The 17,534-nt window shown below is 39.7% G+C and carries 24 protein-coding genes, 1 tRNA gene, 2 pseudogenes and 1 other annotated feature; of the genes and pseudogenes, 12 read left to right on the top strand and 15 right to left on the bottom strand.

Annotation, left to right across the window (positions count from 1 at the left end; genetic code table 11):
- Positions 1-6 precede the first annotated feature (6 nt).
- The 4 genes from proB to D8852_RS05405 form a co-directional block, all read right to left on the bottom strand.
- Positions 7-1,116 (bottom strand): glutamate 5-kinase, encoded by a 1,110-nt coding sequence (gene proB, locus D8852_RS05420; protein WP_221762948.1) that lies wholly within the window; start codon positions 1,114-1,116, stop codon positions 7-9.
- A 101-nt stretch (positions 1,117-1,217) separates the two neighbouring features.
- Positions 1,218-2,117, bottom strand: coding sequence for an RluA family pseudouridine synthase (locus D8852_RS05415; protein ID WP_125425839.1), 900 nt, complete (start codon positions 2,115-2,117; stop codon positions 1,218-1,220).
- Positions 2,101-2,568, bottom strand: a complete 468-nt coding sequence (gene lspA, locus D8852_RS05410; RefSeq protein ID WP_125425841.1) for a signal peptidase II — start codon at positions 2,566-2,568, stop codon at positions 2,101-2,103. Before lspA ends, D8852_RS05415 begins: the two co-directional genes overlap by 17 nt.
- Entirely contained in the window at positions 2,565-3,473 is a 909-nt protein-coding gene (locus D8852_RS05405; RefSeq protein WP_061416603.1) for a LysR family transcriptional regulator, read from the bottom strand. The genes lspA and D8852_RS05405 overlap by 4 nt, the downstream gene beginning before the upstream one ends.
- Here D8852_RS05405 and D8852_RS10170 point away from each other — a divergent pair.
- A pseudogene (locus tag D8852_RS10170) lies at positions 3,466-3,537 on the top strand (AraC family transcriptional regulator); the annotation flags it as partial. The gene D8852_RS05405 and the pseudogene D8852_RS10170 overlap by 8 nt on opposite strands.
- Positions 3,538-3,702: 165 nt before the next feature.
- Here the strand turns inward: D8852_RS10170 and rpmA are convergent.
- From rpmA to D8852_RS05385, 4 genes are all read right to left on the bottom strand, one after another.
- Positions 3,703-3,996, bottom strand: coding sequence for a 50S ribosomal protein L27 (rpmA, locus tag D8852_RS05400; protein ID WP_000916509.1), 294 nt, complete (start codon positions 3,994-3,996; stop codon positions 3,703-3,705).
- 16 nt (positions 3,997-4,012) lie between these two features.
- Positions 4,013-4,357: a ribosomal-processing cysteine protease Prp gene (locus D8852_RS05395; protein ID WP_000613705.1), complete on the bottom strand. Its 345-nt coding sequence runs from the start codon at positions 4,355-4,357 to the stop codon at positions 4,013-4,015.
- 15 nt (positions 4,358-4,372) lie between these two features.
- Positions 4,373-4,687: a 50S ribosomal protein L21 gene (rplU, locus tag D8852_RS05390; protein WP_000109141.1), complete on the bottom strand. Its 315-nt coding sequence runs from the start codon at positions 4,685-4,687 to the stop codon at positions 4,373-4,375.
- 34 nt (positions 4,688-4,721) lie between these two features.
- Positions 4,722-4,809, bottom strand: a sequence feature (ribosomal protein L21 leader region).
- 64 nt (positions 4,810-4,873) lie between these two features.
- Positions 4,874-5,560, bottom strand: a complete 687-nt coding sequence (locus tag D8852_RS05385; protein ID WP_125425843.1) for a YoaK family protein — start codon at positions 5,558-5,560, stop codon at positions 4,874-4,876.
- Between the two features lie 155 nt (positions 5,561-5,715).
- Between D8852_RS05385 and D8852_RS05380 the strand changes: the two genes are divergently transcribed.
- Together D8852_RS05380 and D8852_RS05375 are read left to right on the top strand one after the other, a co-directional pair.
- Positions 5,716-6,693 carry a Gfo/Idh/MocA family protein gene (locus D8852_RS05380; protein ID WP_125425845.1) on the top strand — a complete coding sequence of 326 codons (978 nt, stop codon included), beginning with the start codon at positions 5,716-5,718 and terminating at the stop codon, positions 6,691-6,693.
- Complete coding sequence (locus tag D8852_RS05375; protein ID WP_125425847.1) at positions 6,690-7,772, top strand: DEAD/DEAH box helicase; 1,083 nt, start codon at positions 6,690-6,692, stop codon at positions 7,770-7,772. Before D8852_RS05380 ends, D8852_RS05375 begins: the two co-directional genes overlap by 4 nt.
- Before the next feature lie 23 nt (positions 7,773-7,795).
- On the opposite strand, the gene D8852_RS05370 is transcribed toward D8852_RS05375, so the two are convergent.
- Complete coding sequence (locus tag D8852_RS05370; protein ID WP_125425849.1) at positions 7,796-8,173, bottom strand: DUF1934 domain-containing protein; 378 nt, start codon at positions 8,171-8,173, stop codon at positions 7,796-7,798.
- A 71-nt stretch (positions 8,174-8,244) separates the two neighbouring features.
- On the opposite strand from D8852_RS05370, the gene D8852_RS05365 reads away from it, so the two are divergent.
- The 8 genes and pseudogenes from D8852_RS05365 to D8852_RS05330 all read left to right on the top strand — a co-directional run bounded on the left by D8852_RS05365 (position 8,245) and on the right by D8852_RS05330 (position 14,000).
- The gene (locus tag D8852_RS05365) at positions 8,245-9,552 is read left to right on the top strand and encodes an HD domain-containing protein (RefSeq protein WP_125425851.1); all 1,308 of its coding nucleotides are present in this window, start codon (positions 8,245-8,247) and stop codon (positions 9,550-9,552) included.
- Positions 9,553-9,561: 9 nt separating this feature from the next.
- Positions 9,562-10,368, top strand: a complete 807-nt coding sequence (gene yidA / locus D8852_RS05360; protein WP_125425853.1) for a sugar-phosphatase — start codon at positions 9,562-9,564, stop codon at positions 10,366-10,368.
- A 271-nt stretch (positions 10,369-10,639) separates the two neighbouring features.
- A complete protein-coding gene (locus D8852_RS05355; protein ID WP_125425855.1) occupies positions 10,640-10,936 on the top strand; it encodes a hypothetical protein in 297 nt (98 codons plus the stop codon).
- A gap of 439 nt (positions 10,937-11,375) precedes the next feature.
- Complete coding sequence (locus D8852_RS05350; RefSeq protein ID WP_125425857.1) at positions 11,376-11,747, top strand: helix-turn-helix domain-containing protein; 372 nt, start codon at positions 11,376-11,378, stop codon at positions 11,745-11,747.
- A gap of 88 nt (positions 11,748-11,835) precedes the next feature.
- Positions 11,836-12,112: pseudogene (locus tag D8852_RS05345) on the top strand (ImmA/IrrE family metallo-endopeptidase).
- A gap of 16 nt (positions 12,113-12,128) precedes the next feature.
- Entirely contained in the window at positions 12,129-12,719 is a 591-nt protein-coding gene (locus D8852_RS05340) for a hypothetical protein (RefSeq protein WP_260467095.1), read from the top strand.
- Between the two features lie 3 nt (positions 12,720-12,722).
- The gene (locus D8852_RS05335) at positions 12,723-13,157 is read left to right on the top strand and encodes a hypothetical protein (protein ID WP_260467094.1); all 435 of its coding nucleotides are present in this window, start codon (positions 12,723-12,725) and stop codon (positions 13,155-13,157) included.
- Positions 13,158-13,298: 141 nt separating this feature from the next.
- Positions 13,299-14,000, top strand: coding sequence for a hypothetical protein (locus D8852_RS05330; RefSeq protein WP_125425859.1), 702 nt, complete (start codon positions 13,299-13,301; stop codon positions 13,998-14,000).
- Here D8852_RS05330 and D8852_RS05325 read toward each other — a convergent pair.
- Positions 13,989-14,753, bottom strand: a complete 765-nt coding sequence (locus D8852_RS05325; RefSeq protein WP_125833830.1) for a hypothetical protein — start codon at positions 14,751-14,753, stop codon at positions 13,989-13,991. The two genes, D8852_RS05330 and D8852_RS05325, sit on opposite strands and share 12 nt — an antisense overlap.
- Positions 14,754-15,150: 397 nt before the next feature.
- Between D8852_RS05325 and D8852_RS05320 the strand changes: the two genes are divergently transcribed.
- Positions 15,151-15,795 (top strand): site-specific integrase, encoded by a 645-nt coding sequence (locus D8852_RS05320; protein WP_185755584.1) that lies wholly within the window; start codon positions 15,151-15,153, stop codon positions 15,793-15,795.
- A gap of 85 nt (positions 15,796-15,880) precedes the next feature.
- Here the strand turns inward: D8852_RS05320 and D8852_RS05315 are convergent.
- The 5 genes from D8852_RS05315 to D8852_RS05295 form a co-directional block, all read right to left on the bottom strand.
- A tRNA-Arg gene (locus tag D8852_RS05315) sits at positions 15,881-15,952 on the bottom strand.
- Between the two features lie 42 nt (positions 15,953-15,994).
- Complete coding sequence (gene rplS / locus D8852_RS05310) at positions 15,995-16,342, bottom strand: 50S ribosomal protein L19 (RefSeq protein WP_001068669.1); 348 nt, start codon at positions 16,340-16,342, stop codon at positions 15,995-15,997.
- A 118-nt stretch (positions 16,343-16,460) separates the two neighbouring features.
- Positions 16,461-16,790, bottom strand: coding sequence for a fluoride efflux transporter CrcB (gene crcB / locus D8852_RS05305; protein WP_084933268.1), 330 nt, complete (start codon positions 16,788-16,790; stop codon positions 16,461-16,463).
- On the bottom strand, positions 16,784-17,158 hold the full coding sequence (gene crcB, locus D8852_RS05300) for a fluoride efflux transporter CrcB (protein ID WP_125425252.1): 375 nt from the start codon (positions 17,156-17,158) through the stop codon (positions 16,784-16,786). Before crcB (D8852_RS05300) ends, crcB (D8852_RS05305) begins: the two co-directional genes overlap by 7 nt.
- A complete protein-coding gene (locus tag D8852_RS05295) occupies positions 17,155-17,421 on the bottom strand; it encodes a chorismate mutase (protein WP_125425251.1) in 267 nt (88 codons plus the stop codon). The genes crcB (D8852_RS05300) and D8852_RS05295 overlap by 4 nt, the downstream gene beginning before the upstream one ends.
- Positions 17,422-17,534: the final 113 nt, after the last annotated feature.

The following is a 17,534-nucleotide window of genomic DNA, read 5'->3' as shown; positions in this document are numbered from 1 at the left end:
TTACCTCTAAAATTCTGTAAAGAGCAGCTGGATTTCAGGAGTAATGGAAATCCAGTCATCACGGTGAATCAAGACTCCCTTAGCTTTTTGAGAACGGAGCATATCTTCTAGGGCTGAGACACCAAATTGGACACGTCCCTTTCCAAGAGATTGACCTGTTTCTTTATCTGCTACTGTGACAATATCGTGGTAGGAGAAGTTTCCTTCCACTTCTACCACGCCTGATAAAAGGAGACTTTTCCCGTTTTTTGAAAGTGCCTCTGCAGCTCCACCATCTACCCAAATCGTTCCCTGACTTTGAGCATAGAAGGCCAGCCATTGTTTCTGGGTACGAAGTCCCTTCTCTTGCGCAACAAAGTAGGATCCATCCTTAGTCTCCTCCGCTGCCTCGATCAAGGCATCTGATTTCAAGGAAGAGCAAATATAGACTGGCACACCTGACTCCGTAGCAATCGTAGCAGCTTTTATTTTTGTCAGCATACCCCCAGTACCATTTGACGAACCTGCTCCACCAGCCATATCAATAATCTCACGATTGATAGTCTCGATTTTCTCAAGACGTTTAGCTGTTGGATCTGAGTTGGGATTTCCAGTATAAAGACCGTCCACATCTGTCAAGAGAACCAAAAGGTCTGCTTGAACCATTGCCGCCACCTGGGCACTCAGAGTATCATTGTCCCCCACCTTGAGCTCATCAATGACGACACCGTCATTCTCGTTGATGATGGGAATTGCCCCACGATGAAGCAATACAGACAAGGCCTGGTGGGCGTTCTTATAGCGACGTTTATCTACAAAATCATCCTGTGTCAGCAAGATTTGTGCAGAAACGATCTGGCGCATGAGGAGATTGGTTGTGTATTCCTCCAACAAAAGTCCCTGACCAACTGCAGCCGAAGCTTGTTTATCTGCAATCTTGGTCGGACGTTTTTTAAAGCCCAAAGCTCCAAACCCTGCCGCTACTGCTCCAGATGACACCAAAATCAACTCATGCCCAGCTTCATGCAGCATAGCCAATTGCTGGGTAATTGCCTTTACTTTACTTCTTGATAAACTCCCGTCTTCATTTGTCAAGGAGGAGGTCCCTACCTTAAAGACGATTCGTTTGTACTTCATATTCTCACTCCGATTCTTCATATTTATCCATTATAACATGAATGCTTTAAAATAGAAAAGACTTGAAATGAAAAAGGTTGAGACAAGGCATCTCAACTCTTTTATCTATTCTCAGTTTTACGCAATCTTTCCAGCGTTTCTTTAAAAATCTCTGGAATATCTGCTGTGAACTCCAAGGTTTCACCTGTTCTCGGATGGGTAAAACCTAGAGTCTTAGCATGGAGGAATTGTCCATGTCCTTTCAGGGTTTTACGAGGACCATAGACCTCATCACCAGCGACTGGATGGCCGATATAAGCCATATGAACACGGATTTGGTGGGTACGCCCTGTTTCGAGTTGCAACTCCACTAAACTATAATCACCAAAACGTTCCAAGACGTGAAAACGCGTCACTGCCGGCTTCCCTTTAGCAGTCACAGCCTGTTTCTTACGGTCTTTTTCACTCCGACCAATCGGTGCTTCAATCACACCACGATCATTGGGAAGATTGCCATGAACAATCGCCCAATATTTGCGGAGAGACTTTTTATCCTTGAGTTCTTGAGCGAGTGCTAAATGGGCCTCATCATTTTTCGCAATCATGAGTAGACCAGACGTATCCTTGTCAATGCGGTGAACGATACCTGGGCGAAGAACACCATTGATACCTGATAAGTCCTTGATATGGTACATGAGGGCATTGACCAAGGTTCCACTGGTATGACCGGAGCTCGGATGAACCACCATCCCCTGAGGTTTGTTAACAACGGCTACATCCTCATCTTGGTAGATGATTTCGAGTGGCAGATTCTCAGCTACATACTCTAAAACCTCCGGTTCTGGCACATGGTAGGTGACGATATCGCCCTCTTGGACAGTGTATTTAGCTTTTTTTACTTGCCCATTCACCAAGACTTGTCCAGCCTTGATTTGTTCATTCGCGAGACTACGTGACAATTCTGTCAGGTCCGACAGAGCCTTGTCTAGACGTTGCCCACCAGTTTCAATTTTTATTTCCATTTACTTCCTCTTTAAGCATTGCAATCAATAGAACAATCACACCAACTGTCAAATAGCTGTCAGCCACATTGAAAATAGCAAAGTTGATAAAGTCTAGGTGAAACATATCCACCACAAAACCTTGACTCATTCTGTCGATAAAGTTGCCCAGACCTCCCGCGATTATCAAAGTCAGTCCAAAAACCATCCACAGAGAATCTTCAATGTGCTTATGTAGATACCAAATGGCTCCTACCATGACGACCAGTGTAATGACAGCAAATAACCACTGCTGATCTTGTAGCATGGAGAAGGCTGCTCCTCTATTTTGCAGATAGGTCAAGCTAACAAGATTGGGTATCCACGAGCGCACTTCACCCAGTGGAATCTGTTGGACAACATAATTTTTGACCAACTGATCCAACCCAATCAAAAGCAGTACAATGACTGCCACTATTCCTCTTTTTTTCATGATTTCCTCTTTTGATCAAAATATTCTTGCATGACCTCAACGAAAAGATTCCCAGCTTGACTAAGCTCCACTTCCTCACGTTTGACATAGACCATGCGGTTATCTAGATTGTCCTTGAGACGAATGACTGTGATTCCATTAACACTGTCACTATCTAAAAATCCTGAACCTGTCGCATAAGCATCCGTCCGCTCCAAAATACCATTCAAAGTAGCACGGTCCGTCACATTAAACATCTGCGAGCTCGCGCTGGTGTCGACAAAGTTCTCTGAATAATAAAGGTACTCATCCTTTTCCTGAGTGAAACGAACCGTTGGCAAATCAGCTAAATCCTCCATGACCAATTCCTCTTTCTGTGCTAAAGGATGGCCTTCACGAAGATAAATGTGAGTCTGGAAAGGAATTAGTTCAATAACTTCTAAACCAAGCTTTTCAACCCGTTGCATGATGCCCTTTTTATTTTGGTTGTTGAGGTAGATAATCCCAATCTCACTATGCCCTTGGGCTACTTCGTCTAAAATTTGAACAGTAGTTGATTCAAAAATACGGAAGTTCTTATAATCAGGATAACGCTCTGAAAAGGCCGTAATGGTTGGTGGCAAGAAGTCATAGTGCTGGCTGGCAATGGAAAATTCATCCTTTTCTTCTTCAGGATTGGCATACTGATTTTGAAAAACATCAAAGCCTTTGACCAATTCTTGCGCTTTCTCATAAAATTCCATACCACGCCGGGTCAAAAACGTTCCTGAACTCGTCCGACGGAAAATCTTAAAACCCAGCTCTTTTTCCAAATCGCGCACAGAAATAGATAGACTCGGCTGACTAACATACATCTTTTCAGCAGCTTCACGGAAAGTACCACTATTGGCAATGGCCACAACATAGCGTAATTGTTGAATATTCATCTTTTACCCCCAACTTCTCTATCTGTTCATTATACCATATTTTAGAAATTTTCCACTTAGGAAAAATAATGTCGCTCACAAAATTCATCTACACTAGTAACAAAGAATTATGGGTATCAAAACAAAAAAATAGGCTCTCCGAAAACTCGGAAAGCCTGATTTTATGCTAGTTCTAGCTTCCTCGCCTTTTCATTTTAAGGCTCGGGATAAAAAGGTTCACTGGACCTTTTTATTTCGCGATTGGGTAAACAGAAACTTGTTTCTTATCGCGACCTTTACGTTCAAAGCGTACTACGCCTTCAACTTTAGCGAACAAAGTATCGTCTCCACCACGTCCAACGTTTACACCTGGATAGATGTGTGTACCACGTTGACGGTAAAGGATTGATCCACCTGTTACAGTTTGTCCGTCAGCTGCTTTAGCTCCAAGACGTTTCGCTTGTGAATCACGTCCGTTTGATGTAGAACCTCCACCTTTTTTGTGGGCGAAAAGTTGCAAGTTGTTAAGAGTCATTTTTAACATAATGTTTTCCTCCGTGTTAGTTTTCTGTGATAACTCTGGTTTGGACGAACTCAGAAGAGTTCTCCGATAAGTTTGCCATACCTAAGAAAAATGATTCGAAGAATAACTGCGTCATTTCTCTCTGGTGTGAAGGAAGATCCGCTGGTATTTCAACCTTTAGATAGCCACCTTCATCTTCGTTTAATTCTAAGATTGGTTCATAGCCTGCAAATTTCTCAATGGAATTGACAAAGTTAATGGCAAGCGTAGAAACCGATGCACACACGACATCTAAGCCGTATTCACCACTTTCGGCGTGTCCAGTAATTTCCGCACTCCTCAGCTCGCCATCTTCGGCTCTCTCAAAGACTGCTTGTATCATGTGTTCTCCTTAAAATTAAGCGTTGATCGCGTTGATGACAACTTTTGTATATGGTTGACGGTGACCTTGTTTACGGTGGCTACCTTTTTTAGGTTTGTACTTGTAAGTAACAACTTTCTTTTGTTTTCCTTGTTTTTCAACAGTTCCAACAACAGTAGCTCCAGCAACAAGTGGAGTTCCGACAACAGTGTTTTCACCACCAACAAGAACAACTTCGTTAAAAGTAACTTCTTGACCAGCTTCAACGTTCAATTTTTCAACGTAAACTGCTTGACCAACTTCAACTTTAACTTGTTTTCCGCCAGTTTTGATAATTGCGTATGTGCTCATTATGCACCTCCTATGATTTTTAGGGTTTCCCCGTATTTTTGTGAAGACTCGCCTAGCATCGTGGGACGAACCACTTCTATATCACAGAGTGAGTAACGATGTTCGTGCGGTTGCACAGGATTGTGCATAGTCAACTCTTCAAGTATAGCATATCTTCTTTTTTCTTACAAGTAAAATCAATCAAATTTAAGCTTTTTCTTTCCCTTTTTTCCTCCAAGAAGCAAAAAGCATGCTGAAGTAAAAGATACTCATCATAAGAGGGATACCTAGAATTGTCTTCTCCTGATAGTAAATCGTCAAATAAGCCGAAAAAATGACTCCAAAGACAAAACTGCTAAGCAAGCTAACAAAAATCAAGCCCTCTCGTAGGAAAGGCGTATGTTTGGTCCGAAAATAATCCCCAAAAGCTAACATGGTTCGTTTGATATTCCCTGTCATAAAAGCATTATTATAGGCAATACCTGACACTTCTCCAAAAGCAGTTGTCACCAGACCCATACAAAAGGCCAAGGGCGGTACGAGATAGATATTATCAACCGTTTGCGGCACAAAGCCTATAATTAGGGACAGGACTGCAAGAGGAATCAAGGACAAAATCGGCTTTTTAACAATTCGTAGTTTTTCCTTATACAATGTCAGAAAAAAGACACCCATCATAAAGAAAAGCAAGGTCATTACTTTAGCACTGGCATCCGATACATTTTGTTGAATGAGTCCTACAGAAAGAAAAACGACATTCCCAGTCTGTCCAGCGACAAGGGTGTTCCCTCGCACGATAAAGGTATAAGCATCGACATATCCTGCACAAAAAGTCAAAAAAAGCGCTAGTCTCTTAGACTGACGTGATATTTTTCTTATTGGTAATAATCTCATTTTCTCCCCCTTTTCATTTCATCTACTTATCTAAATATTGTACCACTTTCTCCAAGAAATGCGTAGTCCATTTGAAAATTTTTACCATCTGTTGGATAGTCCTTCTTTTCTATGTTATAATGAAAGAAGGATTTGAAGTCGGAAAAGGAGTATCTATGCTTAAATTAGGTGTCATCGGAACAGGTGCTATCAGCCACCATTTCATAGAAGCAGCCCATGCCAGCGGAGAATACCAGCTGGTCGCAGTCTATTCTAGAAAACTAGAAACTGCCACAACCTTTGCTTCTCGCTATCAAAATGTCCAACTCTTTGATCAATTAGAAGACTTCTTTAAGTCTTCCTTTGATGTGGTCTATATCGCCAGTCCAAACTCCTTGCATTTTGTTCAAGCCAAGGCTGCCCTGTCTGCTAGTAAGCACGTCATTCTTGAAAAGCCAGCTGTCACTCAGCCACAAGAATGGCTGAATTTGAGACAGACAGCTGAGAAAAATCACTGTTTTATCTTTGAAGCAGCACGAAACTACCACGAGGAAGCTTTTACTACTATCAAGAATTTTTTGGCAGACAAGCAAGTTTTGGGTGCTGATTTCAACTATGCTAAATATTCATCCAAGATGCCGAACTTGTTGGCTGGGCAGACGCCAAATGTTTTTTCAGACCGTTTTGCTGGTGGTGCCCTTATGGATTTGGGGATTTATCCTCTCTACGCTGCCGTTCGCCTCTTTGGAAAGGCTCAGGACGCGACTTATCAAGCTCAACAGCTTGACAATAGCATTGACCTAAATGGAGACGGTATCCTCTTCTACCCTAACTTTCAAGTTCATATCAAAGCTGGGAAAAACATCACTTCCAATCTTCCCTGTGAGATTTACACAGCAGATGGAACCTTGACCCTCAACACGATTGAACATGTCCGCTCAGCTATTTTTAGCGACCACCAAGGAAATCAAGTCCAGCTCCCTATCCAACAAGCTCCCCATACAATGACTGAGGAAGTTGCTGCATTTGCACACATGATCCAGCAACCAGACCAGACGCTCTACCAGACTTGGCTGGATGATGCAAGTTCTATTCATGAGCTACTCTATACCATGCGCCAGACTGCTGGCATTAGATTTGAGGCAGAAAAATGAAAACCAAACTCCCTACTGAATGGCAAGAACTAAGCGACCAACTCGGTTTCCAAGAATTTACCCCCATTCAAACTCAACTATTTGAGCCCATTCTTACTGGAGAAAACCTCCTAGGAGTGAGCCCAACAGGAACTGGTAAGACCCTCGCTTACCTCTTGCCAAGTCTTTTCAGACTGAAAAATAAAAAAGCCCAACAACTCTTGATTCTAGCACCAAATACAGAACTAGCTGGACAGATTTTTGATGTGTGTAAAACCTGGGCAGAAGCTATCGGCTTAACTTCTCAACTCTTCCTATCAGGTTCAAGTCAGAAACGCCAGATTGAACGCTTAAAAAAAGGGCCAGAAATTCTGATTGGAACTCCCGGCCGTATCTTTGAGTTGATTAAATTGAAAAAAATCAAGATGATGAATGTGGAAACCATCATTCTGGATGAATTTGACCAATTGCTTGATGATTCTCAGATTCACTTTGTCGAGAAAATCACCCACTACGCGCCTCGTGACCATCAACTCATCTACATGAGTGCGACGACCAAGTTTGATCAAGAAAAGATTGCTCCAAACACGCGCACCATTGATCTCTCTGATCAAAAGTTAGACAACATCCAACATTTCTACGTGCAGGTAGACCAACGTCACCGAGTGGACATGCTACGAAAACTAGCTCATGTAGAGGATTTCCGCGGTCTAGTCTTCTTTAACAGCTTGTCAGACCTTGGAAGTGCGGAAGAAAAACTACAGTATCGCGATGTCTTGGCCGTTTCCCTCGCTAGCGATGTCAATGTTAAATTTCGAAAAGTCATCTTAGAAAAGTTTAAGGACAAACAACTAACCCTGCTCCTTGCAACAGACCTTCTGGCTCGTGGGATTGATATCGATAGCCTAGAATGTGTCGTAAACTTTGATGTTCCTAGAGATATCGAAACCTACACTCACCGCGCTGGCCGCACAGGTCGCATGGGCAAAGAGGGCTATGTTATCACTCTCGTAACCCATCCTGAAGAACTTAAAAAACTCAAGAAATTCGCAAGTGTGCGTAAAATTGTTCTAAAAAATCAAGAACTCTATATCAAATAAGGTTGGCTCTCGCCAACCTTTTCTTATCCCCAAGTAATTTCTAATTGATAGCTGGCAAAGGGGTGCCCCTCTTGGTTTTGCAGTTGATAGGCTAGCTCAATCTTTTGCCCATCCAGTTTGTAGTGATTCGTTTGAATGATAAACTCCTGCATCCCCATTGGAGTAGCAATATAGGCTAAACTATCACCATCCTTTAGAAAACGCATGATGGTCTTCGGATTGGAAAAACGGGTCATCACCAGTTCTTGACCATGAAACTTGAGAACCACTTTCTCCTTTTCCTCATTATAAAAGAGTAAATAGCTATAATCCCCCTTTTCACGCACTTCCACGTCATAGAGTTGGTCAATGACTTCCAACTGTTCATCAAACTGAATCGTATTGCGCATCCGAATCTTCACATCAAATCCTCTTTCTTGTCTCTTGTCCTACTATTTTACCAAAAAGAGCAGGATTTTGCTATAATGGTCATATGAACGAAAAAGTATTCCGTGACCCAGTTCACAACTACATCCATGTTAATAATCAGGTCATATACGACTTGATCAATACCAAAGAATTTCAACGTCTGCGCCGTATCAAACAGCTAGGGACTTCCAGCTATACCTTCCATGGTGGCGAGCACAGTCGCTTTTCCCACTGTTTGGGTGTCTATGAGATCGCTCGACGTATCACAGAGATTTTTGAAGAAAAATATCCTGAAGAATGGGATCCTGCTGAGTCGCTCTTGACCATGACAGCTGCGCTCCTTCATGACCTTGGGCATGGTGCCTACTCCCATACTTTTGAACATCTCTTTGATACAGATCATGAGGCCATTACCCAGGAAATCATCCAAAGTCCTGAGACAGAGATTCACCAAGTCCTGCTACAAGTAGCGCCTGATTTCCCCAAAAAGGTTGCCTGTGTCATCGACCATACCTATCCTAATAAACAGGTCGTGCAACTCATTTCCAGTCAGATCGATGCAGACCGCATGGACTATCTCTTGCGCGACTCCTATTTTACAGGAGCATCTTATGGGGAATTTGACCTGACACGGATCCTCCGAGTCATTCGTCCTGTCGAAAATGGGATCGCCTTTCAGCGCAACGGCATGCATGCCATCGAAGACTATGTCCTCAGTCGTTACCAGATGTATATGCAGGTTTATTTCCACCCAGCAACTCGGGCTATGGAAGTTCTCCTACAGAATCTCCTCAAACGCGCCAAGGAACTCTATCCTGAGGATAAGGATTTCTTTGCACGCACTTCTCCTCATTTGCTACCTTTTTTTGAAAAGAAAGTTACTCTATCTGACTATCTGGCACTTGATGACGGCGTGATGAATACCTACTTCCAACTCTGGATGACCAGTCCTGACAAGATACTAGCCGACTTGTCACAACGTTTTGTCAACCGCAAGGTCTTTAAATCCATTACTTTTTCAGAAAAAGACCAAGACCAACTCGCAACCATGAGACAATTGGTTGAGGACATCGGCTTTGATCCCGACTACTACACTGCCATTCATAAGAACTTTGACCTCCCTTATGATATCTATCGTCCCGAATCTGAAAATCCACGGACTCAGATTGAGATTTTACAAAAAAATGGTGAACTGGCAGAACTCTCTAGCCTGTCCCCTATCGTCCAATCCCTTGCTGGCAGTCGCCACGGAGATAATCGTTTCTATTTCCCGAAAGAAATGTTGGACCAAAACAGTATCTTCGCAAGCATTACCCAGCAATTTTTACACTTGATTGAGAACGATCATTTTACCCCCAATAAGAACGAATAGAGGAAATATATGAGTATTAAACTAATCGCCGTCGATATCGATGGTACCCTAGTTAACAGTAAAAAGGAAATCACTCCTGAAGTCTTTTCTGCCATCCAAGATGCCAAACAAGCTGGTGTCAAAGTCGTGATTGCAACGGGCCGCCCTATCGCAGGTGTTGCCAAACTTCTGGACGACTTGCAGTTGAGAGACGAGGGTGACTATGTTGTAACCTTCAACGGTGCCCTTGTCCAAGAAACTGCTACTGGGCATGAGATTATCAGCGAATCCTTGACCTATGAGGATTATCTGGATATGGAATTCCTCAGTCGCAAGCTCGGTGTCCACATGCACGCTATTACCAAGGATGGTATCTACACTGCCAATCGCAATATCGGAAAGTACACGGTGCATGAATCAACCCTCGTCAGCATGCCTATCTTCTACCGTACTCCCGAAGAAATGGCTGGCAAGGAAATCGTCAAATGTATGTTTATCGATGAACCTGAGATTCTCGATGCTGCTATTGAAAAAATTCCAGCCGAATTTTACGAACGCTACTCCATCAACAAATCTGCTCCCTTCTACCTCGAACTCCTTAAAAAGAATGTAGATAAGGGTTCAGCTATTACCCACCTAGCTGAAAAACTCGGATTGACCAAAGATGAAACCATGGCGATCGGGGACGAAGAAAATGACCGTGCCATGCTGGAAGTCGTTGGCAACCCCGTTGTTATGGAAAATGGAAATCCAGAACTCAAAAAAATCGCCAAATACATCACCAAAACAAATGACGAATCTGGCGTTGCCCATGCCATCCGTACGTGGGTATTGTAAAAAGGCAAGAATAGACGAAAACCGCTCAGCAGAGCGGTTTTTAGTATGAACATATCACAATGAGGGTAAATCAATAAATTAAATTGCAGTTTTACAGTTACTTAAATCTTGAGAGTACAAAAACAGTTTCAGCAGCCTCCTTAGCAGCAACTAAGTTTTTCAATTCGCTTTTTTACAAGCTCAATCCATTTGCGATGTTGTTGACTCATATTTTCTCCTCACTGTTTCTCTCTCCTTTCTGCTATAATAAAAGCAGAAAGGAGGTGAGTTTATGGACACTAATCAAATTTTAATAACTTTTTTAACTTCATGCGTCCCTGCGTTTCTTGTTTATCTCGCAAATAAACATCAAACCGATTCCAAAATAAAAGAATTAAAGGCACAGTCTGAAAGCGAATTACAGAGACTTGAAAAAGAGCATGAATTGAAACTGGATTCCTTAAAACAAAGCCAGCAAGTAGATATCACTTCAAAATTTTTCACAGGTGAACTTGATATCAATAAACTTACTCAAGCAGTTAACGGAATCACAGAACTTCAAAAGGCTGTAGATAAGCTATCAAAATAATTTGATGAAAGCGGAGAACTTACTCTGCTTTTTTTTAAATTTTCAAAATCATTGAAAGACCACCAACTAATCCAGCTAGATAACCTCGTCCATAATCAGTAGTTAAGAATTTCAATAATTCGATTATTTCTTCTTCCTTTATTTCCTATCCTCCCTCTTTACAAATTTGTAAATAAGAAACAACTAAATTTTTAACTATTTTTTGTGTTATCACTTGACTTTTTACAATCTATTGTTTAGAATAAAAACATAAGAAAAAGCACTAACAAAAACTATAAAACCGTTCGCCAAAACATTTTTATAATTTATTTCTTAGTTGTTTTTTTAGTTGTAACTTACTTACAAAAACTATTGTAGACTATTGATTGTGTTTTGTCAATGATTTTACACATAAAAGTTTAAATATTTTTTGTCATGTCTTAGAAAGGCTGATAAATCAATGTTTTCTTTGTTTGAAAAAATTAAAGAACTTTGCCAAAAACGAGGGATTTCTATAAATTCTCTCGAAGAAACACTTGGATATAGCAGAAATACAATCTATAGCATGAAGAGTAAAAAACCAAATGCTGAAAGATTACAAGAAATCGCCGACTACTTCAACGTATCCACAGACTACCTGCTTGGACGCACGGATAATCCGAATATCGCTGGGGATACTGTCACTACTCCAGACGGCCGTGTGGTCGACTTGTCAAATCTTCGTGAACGTGTTGTCCTGTTCGATGGTAAGCCACTCTCTGACGAGGATGTAGACAAGATTGCACAAATCATTAAACTCTCTTTGGGGGTATCGGATATTGAAAGTAAATGAACTCTTAGACGAATACCAGATCACTCTCTATCTCTTCCCAGAAACTATGTGGTAGCGTAGAGGCTTCTATTTCCCTGATGAGCGCGTTATTTATGTCAATGGTAATTCTTAGCCAGGAAGAGCGAGAAAAGGTCACCCTGCACGAATTAGGGCACATAAACCACGACCCAGCCAATTACAAACGGCTGCTATACAAATATGAAAACGAAGCAGACCGCTTCATGATTCGACATCTCATCTCTGAAGAACTCGCACAGTATGAAGTGTCAGACTTCAACTGGCTCCAGTTTGCAAAAAGACACAAAATCTCAACAACCTGGGGAGAAGATATGATTCAGGAAGAGTTTTATAAGTTGACAAGTTAAGAATGAGGAAATAAAAATGACTGATACAGATATTAAAGATAATAATACTCGAGCTAATAAAAGTTTGACAGATGAAGACAAAGAAGCGTTAAAACACTTTGTAATGTGGGAAAGTACAATAATGCCAGAACTTCCCAAGAAACCCACTAAATATTCTTTTATAAAAGAGAAATTGATGGATAACTCTAATATTTTTCATAAAAAGCCTAGTCCTTTTAAAGAAAAAATGACATCAATTAAGATTGTACAACCTGACAGTGGCCAACTTTTAGGAACTGTAACAAATTTTGATTTATTCCCCGGTTCAACAGGTCTAGTTGCCTTCTTAGATTTCTTCAATCTAGTACCTGATAAAACTTATGTTCTATCTGTTGATGCTTATTTCCAAAACGGAACACATTACCCAGTCCATGCTACAAGGATTAATATACCTAAAAGTGAGTTTATAGATTTAAAAGATGATTACGGAAAAGCTACTGGTCATTTTGAATTCAATTTTACAATTCAATTACCAAGTGATTTTTACTTTTACTTCAATCTGTCTGATGAGGAAGGAAATCAGTTAGATGAAGCGTATAGTTACCATTCTTTTATAAAACAGGGGTAAGTTATGCCAGAATTACAAAATAATTTTAAGTCGGGTGCATCAAACATTACTTCTATTTATGCTTCAAAACCTTCATTGAAAACTGTACCCATACAAAAAAATGATATAATAGAATCAGATATAAAAATGGAGGAACAAAGAATGGCAAATGATACATATACCAAGACAGAAATCGATTTAAAGTTAGATAAAATAAACTCTGACGTCAAACACGGTTTTGAAAAAGTTGATTTAAAATCCGATCAACTCAGAACTGAAATGCGTGATGGTTTTGAAAATATGGGACTTCGAATGGAAAAAATGTTCTCTGATTTCAAACTAGAACAACAAAAAGAGAAAGAAGAAAATAAAAAATGGTTAATCGCATTAACCGTTGGATCTCTCCTTTCAATTATTGGAATTGTGGTTTCAATTATCGCTATCCTAATTCAAAAATAAAAACGCCCCACACTCGCAAAGTTTGGCGACTCTGAGCGTGTATAGAGGGAAATAAAAAAGCATCGTTAACGTGACAATGGTTAACGAAGAGTTTTATAGATTAACTGGTAGTTAAATTAATTTTAAAAAGGAGAAAATCTTATGGGAGCTACTTCTATTTCTGTTAGACAAGTTTCTGAATTTGAAATACCGAACGGGACTACAGATATTAAAAAAGCCAATGTTACCATTGGCTCAATTACAACAACTGGCCAAACATTGACCATAGAAGGAAAAGTATACACTAAATTTAAAGGAAGTTACACAAAGACAATCGACGATGAAATCTTGGTATATAACTCCGATGCTGACGAATATCAACAATACGACAATTACCAAAAAGCCTTTGAATTCGATATTTTTTATTCGCAAACTGATCAATTATTATTTTTGACCACAACAACTCCTACAGCGAAAAAATTTTTAAAAGAATTGGAAAAAATCAATTCACTAAATATTAATTATACATCGTTAAAATTTGATTTAATGGCAATTTCCAACATGATGCCACAAACAAAAGGAGTTAGTTTTAATAGTACTGATGCTGGTGTCTCAAGTAAGTCGTTTTCAGGAGACGAGGTCGATGTAAACGATGAAGCAATCGAAGCTTTGGAAAATGATGAAGCAACAAAAATAATAGGTACATTGGATATATTGGGTAAATCAAGAACTATAATGCTGACTCAGTCTGGTACTATTCTCTCTTTCACATCTTTGACAGATATCTCCGAACAAAGAGAATATCCGATGCTAGAATTTTCTATCGCAACACTAATGAAAATTGGAGTGCTATCACAACCGTGACAACGGGATATATTCTTTAATTAATTTTTCTATGTCTTGACGATTATTAGATGTTCCATAAATCTTATTTAGGGTAGTTTTGACCGATAGATCATTGTCCTTAAATTGCAAATCAAATTTCTTTACTTCTTTTTTTCCAAGATGTCGTACAGTCATTCTGTAAAATGGATTATATTTCCTATGTTTATCAGTCTTAATGGTTACATCAAACCGTTCTTTGCTACTTTCTTCCCTAGAATAAATAGAAAACAGATTATCTCTTAGTAACAAAAAAGAGTCCCACTGTTTTTTTACATCTCTATACGCTAATTGATAGTCAGCCTTGAATATCAGTCTCTGTCCATTGCTTTCTGGATGTAAACTAATACTCAACTTATTTTTTATACCTCTTGATGATTCTATATCTATATAGATATCTTCATGAGTTTTACTGAAAGTAGCTTCATTTATGGAATAGTCATTTCCCTTAAGTACGGATCGGATTTGCTTTTCTAATTGGTTAAGTGTAATAGTTTCTTTTAAAAACATAGAACTTTTTGGGGTAAAAGAAACTGTTTTTAAAAATATATAGGCTCTAAATTTGTTCCAATGAATATAAAGCCAATCGATTTCGGAATACAAAGCTGCAATAATGGGAACAATTCCGACGAAACCAGTCAGATTCATCACATTATGTGAAAGTAAAGCTTGATAAAAGTTCACCAATGTCCATATCAAAGAAATAATTATAAGAATTATTTTTATTTGTCTCATATTGTCGCTCCAAATAGTCTTTTATAGTATTGTAACATAAAAATCCTCACACTCGCCATCGCCAAACTTTGAGTGTGAGGAAATCATGTATAAGAAACAACCATTCAAAAGGTCGTTTTCTTATACCCATTTTATCAAAATAGTGAGGTAAAATCAAATGGCATCATACAGAAAAAGAGAGAGTGGTAAGTGGGAATATTGCATTTCTTATAAATCCCACGACTGAAAATACAAAAAGGCTGAGAAAGGTGGTTCCCCAACAAAAAAAGCTGCACAGATAGCTGCAGCTGAAAGAGAGAAAGAACTACTCCTTCCTTCCTATGTTTCGGGCGACATTACTCTTTTCGAATACGTTAAACAGTGGGCAACTATTCATAAGAAATCTAATATTTCTCCCGTGACCTGGCAAGTTTATCAAGTTACCAATCGCAACATTGAAAAACTATTCCTAGGGGCGAAACATAAAAACATAACCAGTTCAATCTATCAGCAAGCATTAAATACATTTGCTGAGACTCACTCCCAAGCGACAGTTGAAAGATTAAATATCCATATCAAGCAATGCGTAGCTATGGCAGTTCACGAGGAAATCATTCAAAAGGATTTCACAACCTTTGCTAAAGCAGTATCTCAAAATAAAGGTATCGAAAAAGAAACCAAGTTTCTTGAAGTTGAAGAATACAAGAAAGTTATATCCGTTTCGAAGAATAAAATGGACGTTCAATCATATGCAGTGATCTATCTTATCGCAGTTACTGGAATGCGTTTCGCTGAATGCTTAGGGCTAACATGGGACAGTATAGAATATGATAACAAGGTTCTTTCTGTAGATAAGACCTGGAATTACAAAACGAATCTTGATTTTGCAAGTACAAAAACAAGAAGCAGTATCAGAAAGATACCACTTGATGACTCAACTCTTGAATTACTAAAAAAGTACAGACAAGATCATTGGCTGGAAAATAAAGATAATCGTCTTTTTACTAACATATCAAACAATGCAGTCAATAAGACATTAAGAAGAATTGGAAGAGGCAAGTAATTCGGAAGTAAGAGAGATATTCTCAAATTTAGGGGCGAATTTGGGGCGAAACACCTCAAACACCCATTAAAATCAATAGTTTCTATGCCCCCTGCCGGAATCGAACCAGCAACTACTCCTTAGGAGGGAGTTGTTATATCCATTGAACTAAGGGAGCTAGAGAAAAACTCTGCTGAATGAGCAGAGTTTTTTAGTCGAATTAACGACGGATTTCTTTGATACGAGCTGCCTTACCTTGAAGTGCACGCAAGTAGTACAATTTCGCACGACGTACTTTACCGTAACGAACAACTTCGATCTTTTCAACACGTGGAGTGTGAATTGGGAAGATACGCTCAACACCTACACCGTTAGAGATTTTACGAACTGTGTAGTTTTCTGAGATACCAGCACCTTTACGTGCGATCACAACACCTTCAAAAATCTGGATACGTTCACGGTTACCTTCGACAACTTTCGCGTGTACACGAACAGTGTCACCAGGACGGAATGATGGGATATCTGTACGAAGTTGACCTTCAGTCAAGCTTTGGATTAATGGATTCATTTTATTCTCCTATCTTTGTCAATCTTGAGGAACCTTCCTCAGCGGATAAACTGTATTTTTGTGCGTCCATTACACACAAGATACAGTTTACCAAATTTCCACCTAAAAGTAAAGGAATTTATAGCAGAATCCCTAAAAAAATCGCTAGAAAACCGCCTATGTAAGTTAAGAGGAAATAGCTATAAAATACCTTCTTGTCACTTAATAGTCTTTGCAGCTCGTCATTCAAGGTTGAAAAGGTCGTCAACCCACCACAAAAACCTGTCGCTAGAATAGCATAGACTTCCTTGGACTCCACATGATTGTAGAGTAGGCCGATTAAAAAACAGCCTATAAGATTGGCTACGAGAGTTCCTAGGGGCAATTTAGAAGCTTGATTATAGCGGGAAAAGAAATAGCGCACCAGGGCTCCGAACCCGCAGGCAATTGCAAGATAGACGATTACCATTTTTTCCTCCCTAGAACATAAGCCAAGAGCAGACCTCCACCAATGCTCAAAAATAAGTAGATGCCTAAACTAAGATAACGCCCAGTATCGAGCAATTTAACGGCATCCAAGAGTAGACTAGAAAAGGTTGTCAGGCCACCACAAAATCCTGTCCCCAGCGCCAAAACCAAGCCTTTACTAGTTCCCTTATGGGCCAGATAGCCTTTTACCAGATAGACCAAGAAGAAAATACCCAGATAGTTGACAAGAAGGGTTCCCCAAGGAAATTCAGGACTGGCTGGTAACCAAGTGGAAATGAGATAGCGGACAAGGCCACCCAACATAGCAGCTAGAAAAATCCCTAGCGTATAAAACTGTTCTTTTTTCATTTGATGTTTTGATCCTGATAATCACGCGAACGTTTGAGAATGTCTGAAAAAGTAACAACAATGGTCTCCTGATAGCGCTTATCTTCTACTCGATTTTTGACTTTTTCAAAAATAACTTCTTCTCTCTTAGAATCTAAGATTGGCTTACCAGATGCTTTCTTATAAGCGACAACCCCTTCAACTAAATGCATTCTTTCTTCCAGGAGCTTGACGATTTGATCGTCAATTTGATCAATTTCTTGCCGAATAATATCTAAATCCATGGCATCTCCTCCTTTATTTGAATTATTGTATCAAAAAGCTTATAAATAGGCTAGTAAAATCCAAAAAAAAACTAATAAAAACTGCACCGACTCCTTCCAGTCAGCGCAGTCTG

The sequence above is a fragment of the Streptococcus mitis genome (genome assembly GCF_003942695.1).
Taxonomy (GTDB): Bacteria; Bacillota; Bacilli; order Lactobacillales; family Streptococcaceae; genus Streptococcus; species Streptococcus mitis_BD.
This window is presented reverse-complemented; position numbering and strand designations above follow the sequence as displayed.